Raw genomic sequence first — 13512 nt, 5'->3', positions numbered from 1 at the left:
TACGGCTGCACCGGTCGCCGTACGCGTCCCGATTCACCCCGCAGTCGAAAGGCGGTCCCGTCCATGAGTGAAGCCCCCGACCCGGAAGTCGTGGAGCTCGCGACCAAGATCTTCGATCTGGCGCGCCAGGGCGACACCGCGGCCCTCTCCGCCTATGTGGACGCGGGTGTTCCGGCGAACCTCACGAACGACAGCGGCGACTCCCTCGTCATGCTCGCCGCCTACCACGGCCACGCGGACGCGGTCAGGGCCCTCCTGGAGCGGGGCGGTGACGCCAACCGTGCCAACGACCGGGGGCAGACCCCGCTCGCGGGCGCCGTCTTCAAGGGCGAGGACGCCGTGATCAGGGCGCTGCTCGACGGCGGCGCGGATCCGGCCGCGGGCACGCCGTCGGCGGTGGACACCGCCCGGATGTTCGCCAAGACGGAGCTGCTCGGCCTGTTCGGGGCGGCCTGAGCGGGGTACCTGACCAGCAACAACGGGGGCGCTGGAAATGTGGTCGCGGCGGGCAGAACCGCTGGGTCATCATGACGACGTGATTCACGGACGCGACGGCGGGGCAGGAGTTGCCGCACCGCGCGGACCGTGAGCGGCCCGCCCCCCGGACCTCCCGTCCGGATCGATGCGGGCCACCGACGAGAGGCAGAGGAAGATGGTCTACAGCAAGCAAGAGACGGCGGGCAGCCCGACGTGTAGGCGCACGGCCAGGTAATTCACGATTCCCGGTTGCGTCGACGCTTGATGTGAGGCTGTTTCCCATGTTCGATCCGGTCATAGCGCCCAGCGGTACGCTGCTCGGCCTGCTGCAGCGGGGCCGCGGCGACGGCACGCTGCACGCACTCACCGCACCCCGGTCCGAGGCGCTCGCCGCCCTCGAGACCTGCGTGCTCCACGACCCCCGCCACGACTGGCAGGTCGAGAACCGCTCCCTGTACTACGCCAGGCTCTACCTCGATCTCCGCGGCGGGATCGAGGCGATCGAGCGGCATCTCTTCGACCCCGAGGACGTCCTGGACACGGACGACTCCCGCACCGGCCTCGCGCTCGCGGTCCTGGGGCACCTCGCCTCGTACGGCAGGCACGACGCCCTCGAACTGCTGCGCAGGTACGCGGCCTTCGGCGCCAACTGGGCCTGGGCCCTGGACGAACTGGCGCTGCGGGACGACGACGCGGGCCTGCGCGCCCTGGCCGTGCCCGTGCTCGCCAGATTCCCCTCGGACGCGGAGGGCGAGGCCGAACTCGCCGCCACCGTGCGCGACGCCTACGAACCCCGGCCCTGGCGGCTGTGGGAGGAGGATCCGCGCGAGAGTGTCGGCGCCCGCGTACGGGCCGCCCGCGAACAGGGGTCCTTCGACCGCTGGCAGCGCCAGATGCGGCCGTCGGGGCCACGACCCGGCTGGAGCGTGTCGGCCGTCTTCGACTGGGCCCAGGAAGGGCTCGAACGGGGAGCGGTCCTGCATGTGCCCGCGGCCCGCTGCCTGAGCGCCGTCGCCGGTCCTGACGACCGCGCCGAGATCATCGAGGCCGCCCGCAACGGCTCCGACGGGGCGCGCGGCACAGCCCTTCGCTACCTCGCGGACACCCACGATCCCGAAGTCTTCGACCTGATCGAACTCGCGGTGGAGGACACCTCACGAGCCGTCGTGGACGCCGCCGCCGAGGCCTTCGAGCGGATGCAGAGCGTCGCCGCCGTCGAGCGGGCCCGCCGCTGGGCCCTGCGGCCCGACGTGCTCGGCGCCGCCGCCGGACGGGTGCTCGCCTGCAGAGGCGGCGCCCGGGACAGCAATCTCGTCCTCGCCGCCCTCCGCGAAGCCGTCCGCGGCGAAGGCCCGGACGCACCCACCCTCTGGACGCTCGTCGACGGAGCGGGACGGCTCGGCATCGCCTGCGCGGCCCCCGTCCTGCGCCACGTCTACCGCGAGACCGCCTCCTCCCACCTGCGCGGACGCGCCGCCCGCGCGCTCGCCGCCACCGATCCCTCCTTCGCCGCCGGATTCGCCGTCGAATGCCTGTGGGACTGCGAGGAGTCCACCCGCGAAGTCGCCGCACGGCACGCCGAGACCGGTGACGCCCGCGTGGTCACCCAGCTCAGAAGGCTCGCCGCGGACCCCGCCGAGGAGGACGAGGTACAGACCGCGGTACGCAGCAGAATCGACCCCGACGCGGCCGAGGTGTAGCGCCCGGCACGGCGAAGGAACGCCGGGCGCGCTCAACGGGGGGAGCGCGTGCGGAGGGGAACGCTCACGGGACGTTCCTCGTCAGGAAAGATCCACGTTGACGTGACCACGCCCCGCGCGACGACAACACGGGTATGCGTGTCGTCATCGTCACCGAATCCTTCCCTCCCGACGTCAACGGCGTGGCGCACTGCGCCCTCCAGACCACCCGGCAGCTCGCCGCACACGGTCACGACCCCCTGGTCATCGCCCCGGCCCACGCGGCCGGGGCGCACGCCGCAGCCGATGCCAGTGCGCCCTGCCCCGTCATCCGTGTGCCCTCCCTGCCGCTCCCCGGATATCCGCAGGTCAGGGTCGCGCTGCCCAGCCGGCGCCTGTCGGCCGCGCTGAGCGCGCACCGGGCCGACCTCGTCCATCTCGCCAGCCCCTTCGTCCTCGGCGTGCGCGGCATGGCGGCCGCCGCGCGCCTGGGCATCCCCGCCGTCGCCGTCTACCAGACGGATCTGGGCGGCTACGCGCGTACGTACATGGGGATGGGCGAGGCCACCGCCTGGCGCCGCATCCGTGCCGTCCACTCCGCGGCCGACCGCACCCTCGCCCCCTCGTCGGCCGCCCTGCGCGATCTGGTGGCACACGGGGTGCCACGGGTGCGGCTGTGGCCGCGGGGCGTGGACACCACCCGGTTCCGGCCCGGCCTGCGGGACGAGTCCGTACGCCGTGAACTCGCGCCGGACGGCGAGCTGATCGTCGGCTACGTGGGGCGCCTCGCTCCCGAGAAGCAGGTCGAGCTCCTCGCCGGGGTGTGCTCCCTGGAGGGCGTACGAGTGGTCGTCGTCGGCGACGGGCCCAGCGAGGCATCCGTGCGGGCGGCCCTGCCCGGCGCGGTCATGACCGGACGCCGCACCGGGAGCGAACTCGCCCGGATCTACGCCTCGTTGGACCTCTTCGTGCACACAGGTCCCCACGAGACGTTCTGCCAGACCGTGCAGGAGGCCATGGCCAGCGGCGTGCCGGTGGTCGCGCCCGCCGCCGGAGGCCCGCTCGACCTCGTCGTCCCCGGCCGCACCGGAGCCCTGGTTCCGCCGCGGGACGCCCTCGCGGTGCGTGACGCGGTCTGGGCGCTCGCCGCCGATCCGGGACTGCGTGCCGCCTACGGAAGGGCCGGGCGCGCGGCCGTCGAAGGGCGGACCTGGGCGGCGGTGGGCGAGCAGCTCGTCGGCCACTACGGCCAGGTGCTCGCCGCCCGGACGGCGGTGGCGGCATGAAGGCGGCCCTCTACAGGGAAGCGGCCTACCGTGCGGCGGCGGCAGCAGCGGCAGCGGCTCGCTCCGGCGCGCGGGAGCCGGCCTCGCTGCGCATCGTGCGGCTGGCCAACTTCGTCACCCCCTCCTCGGGCGGACTGCGTACCGCACTGCGCGAGTTGGGGCGCGGCTACCGCGCGGCCGGGCACGAGCCCGTCCTTGTCGTGCCGGGTGAGCGGGCCGGGGCCCGCGACACCGACCAGGGGCGCGTCGTGACCCTGCCGGGCACCCTGCTGCCCGGCACCGGCGGCTACCGCGTCCTCACCGACCGGCGCAGGGTGGCCAGGCTCCTCGAAGGCCTCGCCCCCGACCGCATCGAGGTCTGTGACCGCACGACCCTGCGCTGGACCGGCGCATGGGCCCGGCACCGCAGGATCCCGGCCGTGATGGTCTCCCACGAGACGACGGACGGCGTCCTCAGATCCTGGGGCATGCCACGGCAGGCGGCCCTGCGCGCGGCCGACGCCCTCAACTCCCGTACGGCGCACGCCTACGCGCGCGTGGTGTGCACCACGGAGTGGGCCGAGCGCGAGTTCGTCCGCATCGGGGCACGCAATGTCGTCAGGGCGCCGCTCGGCGTCGACCTCGTGGGCAGCCGTCCGGGGCTGCGCGATCCGCGCGTGCGCGAGCGCCACGCACGCGTGGACGAGGTTCTGCTGCTGCTCTGCTCGCGACTGTCCGTGGAGAAGCGGCCCGGCACGGCCCTTGACGCCCTGGAGGCGCTCCGCGGCCGGGGCGTCCCCGCGGTGCTCGTGGTGGCGGGTGACGGGCCGCTGCGCGCCCGCCTCGAACTGCGGGCGCGCGAGCGGCGGTTGCCGGTGACGTTCCTGGGGCACGTCGAGGACCGGGCGGCCCTGGGCGCGCTGCAGGCGACGGCCGACGTCTGTCTGGCGCCGGGCCCCTGCGAGACGTTCGGCCTCGCGGCCCTGGAGGCGCTGGCCTGCGGTACGCCGGTGGTGGCCGCGGCGTCGTCTGCGCTGCCGGAGATCGTCGGCGGGGCGGGCGCGGTGGCGTCGCCCGGCGGCGAGGCGTTCGCGTCCGCCGTCCAGGCTCTCCTCCTGCGCCCCGAGCCGATACGCCGGGAGACGGCACGCGCGCGTGCGGAGTGCTTCGGGTGGGAGGGGGCGGTGGCGGGTTTCTTGGGGGCGCATGAGGCTTCTACGGGGCCGGGGCGCGGGCAGGCGTTCCGCGGGGCGGTGCCGGGCGCCGGTCCGGCAGGCGGAGGGGTGTCCGGGGCGGCGCCTCACGAGGGACGTGCGTCGTGAAGCGGCGGCCGTGCTTCGTGGCCCTGGGCGACTCCCTGACCGCGGGCATCGGGGACCCCGTGGGCGAAGGCCGGCGGGGATGGGCGGCGCTGCTGGCCGCGGGGCTTGCGGGGCCGGAGGGGGAGGCGCGGTTCCACAACCTCGCCGCGAGCGGGGCCCAGACCGGCGACGTGCTGAACCGGCAGCTGCCCGAGGCCCTGGAGCTGCGGCCCGACCTGCTCTCCGTCATCGTCGGCGTCAACGACACCCTGCGCTGCACGTTCGACATCCGGGCCGTGGCAGCGAGCCTCGACACGGTCTACGCCTCCGGCGCGCGACAAGGCGCCCGGCTGCTCACCGCCTGCCTCCCCGACCCGGGGGCCATGCTCGGCCTCCCCGGAGCCCTGGCCCGCCCGCTGGCCCGCAGACAGCGTGCCGTCAACGCCGTGGTGCACGCGCTGTCCGAGCGGTACGGCGCCGTCCACCTGCATCTCGCCGAGGAGGAGTGGGTCGCCGACCGCACGCTGTGGAGCGCGGACCGGCTGCATCCCGGCGAGCGCGGCCACCGGCTGGTGGCACTCCGCTTCCACGAACTGCTCGCGGCGCGGGGGATCGCGGCGGGCAGCCCGCCCTCGCGCGAGCCCCAACTGCCGTCGCCCACACGGTCGGCGGGTCTGCTGTGGCTCGCCACCGCGGGCACCGGCTGGGTGGCGCGCCGGTGCACCGATCTGCTGCCCCAGCTGCTCACCCTCGCGGCCGACGAGGTCCGCCATCAAGTCCGGGGCAGCAGCGCCCGGCTCGACCTGAGCGCCACCCACGCGGTGACGGCGGCCCTCGCCGCCCTCACCGCGGCCGAGCGACCGGACGCGGCATAGTGGACCGAGGAGAGCCTCAGCGCCGCCCCGCCGGTACGAAACGCACCGGCGTCCCCGGCACCGCCTGCGCGGCCCCGGCCAGATCCGCCTCCCTGACCACCGCGATCACCGGATAGCCGCCGGTCGTCGGGTGATCGGCGAGGAACACCACCGGACGGCCGTCCGGCGGCACCTGGACGGCGCCCAGGACCATGCCCTCGCTGGGGAGTTCATCGGCGCACACCCGTTCCAGAGCGGGTCCTTCGGTGCGCAGCCCGATGCGGTTGCTCGCCGAGGAGACCCGGTACGCGCGCGTGGTCAGCGTGCGCAGGGCCGACGCGGTGAACCAGTCGGCGCGCGGCCCGTACGTCACCCGCAGGATCAGCTCGTGCGGCGGCGCCGGGTGCGGGACGGTGTCCACGCGCGCGTGGGGCGCGGCGGCGAGCCCCAGGGGCAGGACGGCTCCGTCCGCGAGCGGGGGAGGGCCGAGCCCGGAGAGCAGGTCCGTCGAACGGCTCGCGAGCACCGGGTCGACGGCGACTCCGCCGCCGAACGCGACGTAGCAACGTACTCCGGAGACGGCCGTTTTGACGTCGAGCAGCGCACCTGCCGGCACTCGCACGGGTGCTCCCCACGCCACCGGACGGCCGTCGACCGTCACCGGGCAGGGCGCGCCCACGACGGCCACCGTCACCGCGCACCGCGGCCGTACGGAGCAGCCGGCCAGGGTGGTCTCCAGGACGGCGGCCTCGGGCGAGTTGCCGACGAGGCGGTTGGCGAGGCGGGCCGCGGCCGGATCGAGGGCCCCGGAGCGCGGCACTCCGAGGTGCGCGTGTCCGGGACGGCCCTGGTCCTGCACCGTGGTCAGTGCCCCGGCCCGTACGACGGCGAAGGCCCGGTCCGTCATCGTGCCTCCGCCGTGCAGACCCCGGCCACGGGCACGAAGCGCACCCGCAGCCCGGGCGTGAGCAGCGCGGCGGGCACGCGCGCGTGGTCCCACAGCACGGCATCGGTCGTGCCGATCAGCTGCCAGCCGCCGGGCGACGAGCGCGGATACATCCCGGTGTACGGCCCCGCCAGGGCGACGCTGCCGGCCGGGACGCTTGTGCGCGGCGTGGCCCGCCGGGGCACTTCGCAGCCCTCGGGAAGGCCGGTGAGATAGCCGAAGCCGGGCGCGAACCCGCAGAAGGCGACCCGGAATTCGGCCCGGGAGTGGATGCGCGCGACCTCCGCGACCGGCACACCCCAGTGCGCCGCCACGTCCGCCAGATCGGGCCCGTCGTAACGGACGGGGATCTCCCGTACGTCCTCCGCGCGCGCCGAAAGAGGCGGGATGTCCAGGGCGGCGAGCTCCGCTCCGACCCGGCCGGGGTCGTCGAGGCCGTCCAGGAGCACCGTGCGGGCCGCGGGCACGATCTCCCGTACGCGGATCAGCCCCGCGGCCCTGCGGCGCAGCAGCTCGGCGTGGAGGGCCTGCGCCTCGTCGCCGTCGGCGAGTTCGACGAGCAGCGCCAGATCGCCGACCGGGAGCACCCTCACGCGAAGGCCTCCACCCGGACACCCGACGCTTCGAGGCGCGCCCTGACCTGCCGGGCGAGGGCCACCGCGCCCGCGGTGTCGCCGTGCAGACACAACGAGCGCGCGCGGACGTCGATCCGCTGCCCGTCCAGGGCGGTGACGGACCCGGACCGGGCCATGCCCACCGAGCGTTCGACGACGGCGTCGGCCTCCGTGATGACGGCGCCGTCGCTGCCGCGCGGCACGAGCGTTCCCTGCGGGGTGTACGCGCGGTCCGCGAACGCCTCGGTGACCACGGGCAGTCCGGCCTTGTCCGCCGTCTCCAGGAAGAGTGATCCCGGAAGACCGAGGACGGGCAGCGTGTGATCCGCGAGCAGGACCCCTTCGACGACGGCACGCGCCTGGTCCTCGTCGTGGACGACGCGGTTGTAGAGCGCCCCGTGCGGCTTCACGTACGACACGCGCGTGCCGGCCGCCCGCGCGAAGACCTCCAGGGCGCCTATCTGGTAGGCCACTTCGGCCGCCAGTTCATCGGCCGGTACGTCCATGGAGCGGCGCCCGAAGCCCGCCAGGTCGCGGTAGGAGACCTGGGCGCCGATCCGTACTCCGCGCGCGGCGGCCTGCTCGCACACGCGGCGCATGGTGGCCGCGTCCCCGGCATGGAAGCCGCAGGCCACATTGGCGCTCGTGACGACGGAGAGCAGCTCCTCGTCGTCGGTCAGGCGCCAGCGGCCGAAGCCCTCACCGAGGTCGGCGTTGAGGTCGATCACGGCGTCGCTCATCTACGTAGCTCTCCTGTTTCCGTTCGGCGGCCCGTTCAGGCCACCCGGTACTGCTCGTCCCGGGCGTCGGTGACGAACATCTGGCCCGGCGCGTGCGTGATCGCGAAGGGCGGCCGCGAAGCCATCACGGCGGCCTGCGGTGTCACTCCACATGCCCAGAACACCGGGATGTCACCGGGCTCGGCGGCCACCGGATCACCGAAGTCGGGACGGTCCAGATCCTCGATGCCGAGCCCCGCCGGGTCCCCGCAGTGCACCGGACTGCCGTGCACGGCGGGCATCAGGGCGGTCTCCCTGATCGCCGCCGACAGGTGCTCGGGCGGCACGTGGCGCATCGAGACCACCATGGGGCCGTGCAGCCGGCCCGCCGGACGGCAGGGGCGCGCGGTGACGTACATGGAGACGTTGCGGCCCTGCTCGACGTGGCGCATCGGCACGCCGGACTCGGTCAGCGCAGACTCGAAGGTGAAGCTGCACCCGATGAGGAACGACACCAGGTCGTCCCGCCACCGGTCGACCACGTCCGTGGGTTCGCCGACCAGCTCGCCGTCCTCCCACACCCGGTAGCGCGGCAGATCCGTCCGCAGATCGGCGCCGGGGGCCAGGGGCGTGGTCCAGGAGCCCGCGTCCGTGACGTCGAGCACCGGGCAGGGCTTCGGGTTGCGCTGGCAGAACAGCAGCATGTCGTACGCCCAGTCGGCGGGCACGGAGATCAGGTTGGCCTGGGTGTGACCGGCCGCCCAGCCCGCGGTCGGGCCGCTCGTGCCCGAACGGAAGAGCGCGCGGGCTTCCCGGGGGCTCTGGAGCGCCGTGGTCGTGGGGCTCACACCAGCTCCTTCCCGCGTGTCTCGGGCAGCCCGAGCAGCGCGAGCACGGCGAGCGCGTAACCGATCGCGCCGAAGACCAGCGCGCCGCCCACGCCCCAGCTGTCGGCCAGGAAGCCGACCATGGTGGGGAACACGGCGCCCACGGCGCGGCCGGTGTTGTACGTGAAGCCCTGCCCGGTGCCGCGCACGGCCGCCGGATAGAGCTCGCTGAGGAACGAACCGAAGCCGCTGAAGATGGCCGACATACAGAAGCCGAGCGGGAAACCGAGCACAAGGAGAAGGCCGTTGGCCCCGTCCGGGATGTTCGTGTACGCCAGGATGCTGGCCGCGGAGAGGAACGCGAAGAGCGTGATGTTGCGTTTGCGGCCGAGTATGTCGGTGAGATAGCCGCCCGCCAGATAGCCGATGAAGGCACCGGAGATCAGGAACGTGAGGTAGCCGCCCGTGCCGACCACGGTGAGTCCGCGTTCGCTCTTCAGATACGTGGGCACCCAGGTGGCGAGCGTGTAGTAGCCGCCCTGCACACCGGTGGAGAGCAGCACCGCGAAGAGCGTGATGCGCAGGAGACCCGGCTTGAAGATCGCGGTGAACGACCCCTTGTGGGCACTCTTCTTGCGTTCCTCGGCCGCCTCGGGGGCGTCGTGGACGTTGCGTCGTACGTAGACGACGAGGAGGGCGGGCAGCGCGCCGGTCCAGAACATCACGCGCCAGGCGGTGTCCTCGTCCAGGAACTGGAACACCACGGTGTAGACGATCACCGCGAGCGCCCAGCCGACCGCCCAGGCGCTCTGGATCGCGCCGAGCGTGCGGCCGCGGTTCTTGGCCGTGGCGTACTCGGCGACCAGGATCGCGCCGACCGCCCACTCGCCGCCGAAGCCGAGGCCCTGGAGGGCGCGGAAGACCAGCAGCGTCTCGTAGTTGGGCGCGAAACCGCAGGCCACGGTGAAGACGGCGTACGTGATGACCGTGATCAGGAGGGCCTTGACCCGGCCGATCCGGTCCGCGACCACTCCGGCGATCGCGCCGCCGATGGCGGAGACGACCAGCGTGACCGTGGTGAGCAGGCCGGTCTGACCGCTGTCCAGACCGAAGTACGCGGCGATCGCGACCATGCTCAGCGGCAGCGTGAAGTAGTCGTAGGAGTCGAGGGCGTAGCCGCCGAAGGCGCCTCCGAAGGCGCGGCGGCCGCGCGGACCGAGGGCGCGCAGCCAGCCGAACGCGCCGTTGTCGTCGGCGGGTTCGCCGTCCTTGGGGCGTGGGTCGGTCGGCAGGGTCCGGGGCGGAGGGGGTGTGCTCATGGGCACCTCGCAGGAAGGGGGACGGAGGGTGCGGAGCGGGCAAGGAGGTGGTGCGGGCAGGACATGGGGCACAGGAGGGGACCGCGCCGTGCTCGACAAGGTAGAGGATCGTTGAACGATCCCTCAATACCCATGTTGTCTCGTTCTTGTATCTGCGATTGAATCCGGGCATGGCTGAGGGAATGGCTGACGCGAGCGGACTGGCCGACGACCGCGCGCTCCTGGGGCGCACCAGCACCGCGGAGCGGGTCTCGGACATCCTCCGGAGCCGTATCGCGGAGGGGTATTTCCCGCCGGGGGCGCGCCTGTCGGAGGACAGCATCGGCGGCGCGCTCGGCGTCTCGCGCAACACCCTGCGCGAGGCCTTCCGTCTCCTCACGCATGAACGGCTGCTGATCCACCAGCTCAATCGCGGGGTATTTGTCCGAGTTCTCACGATTGAGGACGTGGAGGACATCTACCGCACCCGGCGCCTCGTGGAATGCGCGGTCGTCCGCGGACTCGGAGACCCGCCCTTCGCGCTCGACGGACTCGCGGCCGCCGTCGCGGACGGCACGAAGGCCGCGCGCGAGCGCAAGTGGAAGGGCGTCTCCACCGCCAACATCCACTTCCACCGGGAGCTGGTCGCCCTCGCCGGAAGCGCCCGCACCGACGAGGTGATGCGCAGCGTCTTCGCCGAACTGCGCCTGGCCTTCCACGTGGTGGACGATCCGCGCCGGCTGCACGAGCCGTACCTCGCCCGCAACCGGCAGATCCTGGGCGTCCTCCAGGACGGCGACGCCGCGGAGGCCGAACGGCTGCTCGCGGTCTACCTGGACGACTCGCGGCGCGGCCTCGTCGAGGCCTACGGCCAGCGCGTGGCGGAGGGTGAGCGGGCAGCCCGCTGAGGACCGGACGGGCTTCCCCGGGCGGCTGTCAGATCTGCGCCGTTTCGACCGTTGTCAGACCGAGGATCTAGTCTGTGCACCGTGACTTCGCCTGCCGTTACGGACACCGTTCCGCCCCAGCTCAGCGCGGGGCCGAGGCCCGCTCCGGGCCCGGCCGCCGACGAGGGCCTGGCGCGGCGCCTGCGCGCGCTCGCCTGCACGGCGCCGCTGCACGACCTGGACGTGCGCAAGGCCAACCTCGCGGGCGAGTACTCGGTGTACGCGATGGCGGAGGTGGCCCTCTCCGCCATCGACCTGGTCACCCTGAACATGGACTTCGACACCGGCGCCGATCATGAGCAGATAGTGGCCAGGCTGCTCCCGCGCGTCGGCGCCCAGGCCCCCCGGCGCCCCGTGGCCGAGCACGAACGCGTCGCCCGCTGGGTCCTGGAGAACCTGATCAACGTAGGCAGTGTCGACCGCGGCTTCCGCGCGGTGTACGGCACCTTTGCCACCGACGGCTCCTATGTGCGCAGGGACTACGACTTCAAGCTGATCGAGGAAGTCCCCGGGTACGGCGGCGGTGTCTATCTCCGCACGACGGACGAAGCGGTCAACGTCCTCGTGGGCGCCCTCGACACCGACGTCACGAGCGCCCAGATCGCCGCCGAGGTGAAGCTCGAGGTGCTCATCAACCGCGGCCGCCTCGCCGACGCCCAGCTCGCCGCCGAGCAGGCGCGGTACCGAACCGTGCAGTATTCGGAAACGCTCCGCAGGGCCCTGGACGCCACCCGGCGCAACGTCCGCGCGGTGGACTGGCTCGAGGCCGTCCCCGACATGATCGCCGAGGCACTCGAACACGTGGCGGACCGCTACCGCCACGAGAACGCCATCCTGACGAACATCCGCAAGGCACGCGACGAGTCCGAGGACCCCGAGCAGAAGCGCCGGGCCGCCGAGCTGGTCGACATCGTCAAGGACTGCATCCGCCGCCACACCCAGCTCCAGTCCCGGCTCCTGGAAGCGGGCCCCCTCTTCCGTGCCGAGCAGGACCGCCAGGCCTTCGCGACACCCACCGCACGCACCGGGCTCGATCTGTACGGGCAACTGGTCGCCCCGCTCCTGCCGCTCCCGGTCGAGCAGGCGAGCCGCGTGACGAACGCGTTCTTCGCGCGCGGGACGGGACTGCGCACACCGGTCTCCGTCCGCGTCACGGACCTCGTCGACATACTGCTCACGCCGCCGCAGGAGCGCGAGCACCTGGGCGTGGAGATGCCCGAGCCGGATCTGATCGCCACCCCCGACGACAGCCGCTTCAGCGAGGAACAGCTCGCCGAGGCCATGGAGCTGCTCGACCTGCCGGCCGACGCCCCCCGGCGCCTCTCCGGGCTCCTCGCCGACGCCCGGCTCCGCGACACCGAACTGCCGTATCTGGTGGCCCTCCTCGCCGTCCACGCGGCCAGCCCGCCGGTCGGCACCGCCTACCGCCAGGGCGAGGAGAAGCTCCTGTTCGCCGTGGACGACGGCACCGAACTCGACGACCCGGAATTCGGCGGCGCCGACCTCATCGTGGGCACGGCACTGCTGGACGCCGCCGGTATGGCGGCCGGCCGCACGGAGGTCGCATGAGCACCGTCAACTCCGTCGTGAGCACCAACCACTCCGTCATGTTCACGACCGACTCCGCCGTGAGCACCGCCGACCCGCTCAAGACTCTCCAGCACGACCGCCGCAAGGAGCACAAGCCGTGACCGAGCACCCCGCAGAGCACACCGCGTGGGGCGAGCCGGAGGCATCGGCGGCGCCCGCGACGACCGCCGCCGTCACCCCGGCCGACGCCGCCGACGCCGCGCGCCTCGTCTCCTTCGGGCTCCAGCCCAAGCTCCAGCCCGCCCGCGACCAGGAGTACGCGGAACTGCTGCGCCGCTACCGCGAAGACCCGCCGTTCGCCCGGCTCGCCGACGCCGTCGCCGCCGGACTCGGACTCGTCGTTCTCGAGGTCTCCCCGCGCGCGGGGATGGCCGTGACGGCCGCCGAGGACTCCGTGTTCGCCGTCCGCATGGGCGACTACGCCCGCAGGACCGCCGCCGACTCCACCGACCGCTTCCTGCACGGCCTCGCCCACCTCGCCGTCGCCGCCCTGGCGTTCCCGCGCCCCGAGGACCTCGCCGACGACGGATACATCGGCCGGGTCACGGTCAATGGAGTCGACGCCTTCGTACGGCAGGCCTGCCACCGCCTGGAGGAGCGCGCCGAGGAACAGGGCGAGAACACCGACCCCACGACCGACGCCCCCGGACTCGAAGCCGCCTGGCGGATCTGGACACGGCGCAGCTCGACGGGCGCCACCAAGGACGCCCGCCGCCTCGCGGGATCGACCACCGGGATCATCGGCAAGGCCGTCGCGTTCCTCACCGACTCCGGTTTCCTGCAGCGCACGGGCGACGACTCCGGAGGCACGTACCGCACGACCGCCCGCTATCAGCTCCAGGTGCGCGACATGGCGGGCGGCGCCGCCATGGCCGAACTCCTCGAACTCGGCATCGTGCCCGTCACGGACGGGTCCGCGACCCTGCTGCCCCCCGACGAGACCGACGACCTGGAACTGGCCGCCGACGCGGGCCTGCCCTTCCACTCCTGAACCT

Annotated in this window: 14 protein-coding genes; 9 read left to right on the top strand and 5 right to left on the bottom strand. The window is 73.3% G+C overall.

From position 1 onward, the window contains the following. Positions 1-63: 63 nt before the first annotated feature. The 5 genes from ABZ906_RS41030 to ABZ906_RS41010 all read left to right on the top strand — a co-directional run bounded on the left by ABZ906_RS41030 (position 64) and on the right by ABZ906_RS41010 (position 5597). Entirely contained in the window at positions 64-456 is a 393-nt protein-coding gene (locus ABZ906_RS41030; RefSeq protein ID WP_361192150.1) for an ankyrin repeat domain-containing protein, read from the top strand. 302 nt (positions 457-758) lie between these two features. Next, complete coding sequence (locus ABZ906_RS41025; RefSeq protein ID WP_361391569.1) at positions 759-2177, top strand: HEAT repeat domain-containing protein; 1419 nt, start codon at positions 759-761, stop codon at positions 2175-2177. A 134-nt stretch (positions 2178-2311) separates the two neighbouring features. Continuing rightward, a complete protein-coding gene (locus ABZ906_RS41020; protein ID WP_361391566.1) occupies positions 2312-3442 on the top strand; it encodes a glycosyltransferase family 1 protein in 1131 nt (376 codons plus the stop codon). Next, on the top strand, positions 3439-4743 hold the full coding sequence (locus ABZ906_RS41015) for a glycosyltransferase (RefSeq protein ID WP_361391563.1): 1305 nt from the start codon (positions 3439-3441) through the stop codon (positions 4741-4743). The genes ABZ906_RS41020 and ABZ906_RS41015 overlap by 4 nt, the downstream gene beginning before the upstream one ends. Then, the gene (locus tag ABZ906_RS41010; RefSeq protein WP_361391560.1) at positions 4740-5597 is read left to right on the top strand and encodes an SGNH/GDSL hydrolase family protein; all 858 of its coding nucleotides are present in this window, start codon (positions 4740-4742) and stop codon (positions 5595-5597) included. The genes ABZ906_RS41015 and ABZ906_RS41010 overlap by 4 nt, the downstream gene beginning before the upstream one ends. 16 nt (positions 5598-5613) lie before the next feature. Here the strand turns inward: ABZ906_RS41010 and ABZ906_RS41005 are convergent, their stop codons facing one another. The 5 genes from ABZ906_RS41005 to ABZ906_RS40985 are packed head-to-tail and all read right to left on the bottom strand — an operon-like array spanning position 5614 to position 10001. Next, positions 5614-6483 (bottom strand): biotin-dependent carboxyltransferase family protein, encoded by an 870-nt coding sequence (locus tag ABZ906_RS41005; protein ID WP_361391557.1) that lies wholly within the window; start codon positions 6481-6483, stop codon positions 5614-5616. Continuing rightward, positions 6480-7115, bottom strand: coding sequence for an allophanate hydrolase subunit 1 (locus ABZ906_RS41000; RefSeq protein WP_361391554.1), 636 nt, complete (start codon positions 7113-7115; stop codon positions 6480-6482). The genes ABZ906_RS41005 and ABZ906_RS41000 overlap by 4 nt, the downstream gene beginning before the upstream one ends. Then, positions 7112-7876 (bottom strand): 5-oxoprolinase subunit PxpA, encoded by a 765-nt coding sequence (locus tag ABZ906_RS40995; protein WP_361192130.1) that lies wholly within the window; start codon positions 7874-7876, stop codon positions 7112-7114. The genes ABZ906_RS41000 and ABZ906_RS40995 overlap by 4 nt, the downstream gene beginning before the upstream one ends. A 35-nt stretch (positions 7877-7911) precedes the next feature. Further along, a complete protein-coding gene (locus ABZ906_RS40990) occupies positions 7912-8703 on the bottom strand; it encodes a putative hydro-lyase (RefSeq protein ID WP_361391551.1) in 792 nt (263 codons plus the stop codon). Continuing rightward, positions 8700-10001, bottom strand: a complete 1302-nt coding sequence (locus tag ABZ906_RS40985; RefSeq protein ID WP_361192124.1) for an MFS transporter — start codon at positions 9999-10001, stop codon at positions 8700-8702. The genes ABZ906_RS40990 and ABZ906_RS40985 overlap by 4 nt, the downstream gene beginning before the upstream one ends. Before the next feature lie 170 nt (positions 10002-10171). Between ABZ906_RS40985 and ABZ906_RS40980 the strand changes: the two genes are divergently transcribed. From ABZ906_RS40980 to ABZ906_RS40965, 4 genes are all read left to right on the top strand, one after another. Continuing rightward, the gene (locus tag ABZ906_RS40980) at positions 10172-10888 is read left to right on the top strand and encodes a GntR family transcriptional regulator (protein ID WP_361192121.1); all 717 of its coding nucleotides are present in this window, start codon (positions 10172-10174) and stop codon (positions 10886-10888) included. An 81-nt stretch (positions 10889-10969) separates the two neighbouring features. After that, positions 10970-12496, top strand: a complete 1527-nt coding sequence (locus ABZ906_RS40975; RefSeq protein ID WP_361192119.1) for a hypothetical protein — start codon at positions 10970-10972, stop codon at positions 12494-12496. Beyond that, entirely contained in the window at positions 12493-12618 is a 126-nt protein-coding gene (locus ABZ906_RS40970; protein WP_361391548.1) for a hypothetical protein, read from the top strand. The genes ABZ906_RS40975 and ABZ906_RS40970 overlap by 4 nt, the downstream gene beginning before the upstream one ends. Beyond that, the gene (locus ABZ906_RS40965; protein WP_361192112.1) at positions 12615-13508 is read left to right on the top strand and encodes a hypothetical protein; all 894 of its coding nucleotides are present in this window, start codon (positions 12615-12617) and stop codon (positions 13506-13508) included. The genes ABZ906_RS40970 and ABZ906_RS40965 overlap by 4 nt, the downstream gene beginning before the upstream one ends. Positions 13509-13512: the final 4 nt, after the last annotated feature.

Source organism: Streptomyces sp. NPDC046925 (genome assembly GCF_040644915.1).
GTDB lineage: Bacteria > Actinomycetota > Actinomycetes > Streptomycetales > Streptomycetaceae > Streptomyces.
The sequence above is the reverse complement of the archived record's forward strand: the minus strand, read 5'-3'. Positions and strand labels throughout refer to the sequence as shown.

Coding starts and splice junctions, on each gene's coding strand:
- ABZ906_RS41030 (WP_361192150.1), top strand. CDS start 64: ATGAGTGAAGCCCCCGACCCGGAAGTCGTGGAGCTCGCGACCAAGATC.
- ABZ906_RS41025 (WP_361391569.1), top strand. CDS start 759: ATGTTCGATCCGGTCATAGCGCCCAGCGGTACGCTGCTCGGCCTGCTG.
- ABZ906_RS41020 (WP_361391566.1), top strand. CDS start 2,312: ATGCGTGTCGTCATCGTCACCGAATCCTTCCCTCCCGACGTCAACGGC.
- ABZ906_RS41015 (WP_361391563.1), top strand. CDS start 3,439: ATGAAGGCGGCCCTCTACAGGGAAGCGGCCTACCGTGCGGCGGCGGCA.
- ABZ906_RS41005 (WP_361391557.1), bottom strand. CDS start 6,483: ATGACGGACCGGGCCTTCGCCGTCGTACGGGCCGGGGCACTGACCACG.
- ABZ906_RS40995 (WP_361192130.1), bottom strand. CDS start 7,876: ATGAGCGACGCCGTGATCGACCTCAACGCCGACCTCGGTGAGGGCTTC.
- ABZ906_RS40985 (WP_361192124.1), bottom strand. CDS start 10,001: ATGAGCACACCCCCTCCGCCCCGGACCCTGCCGACCGACCCACGCCCC.
- ABZ906_RS40980 (WP_361192121.1), top strand. CDS start 10,172: ATGGCTGAGGGAATGGCTGACGCGAGCGGACTGGCCGACGACCGCGCG.
- ABZ906_RS40970 (WP_361391548.1), top strand. CDS start 12,493: ATGAGCACCGTCAACTCCGTCGTGAGCACCAACCACTCCGTCATGTTC.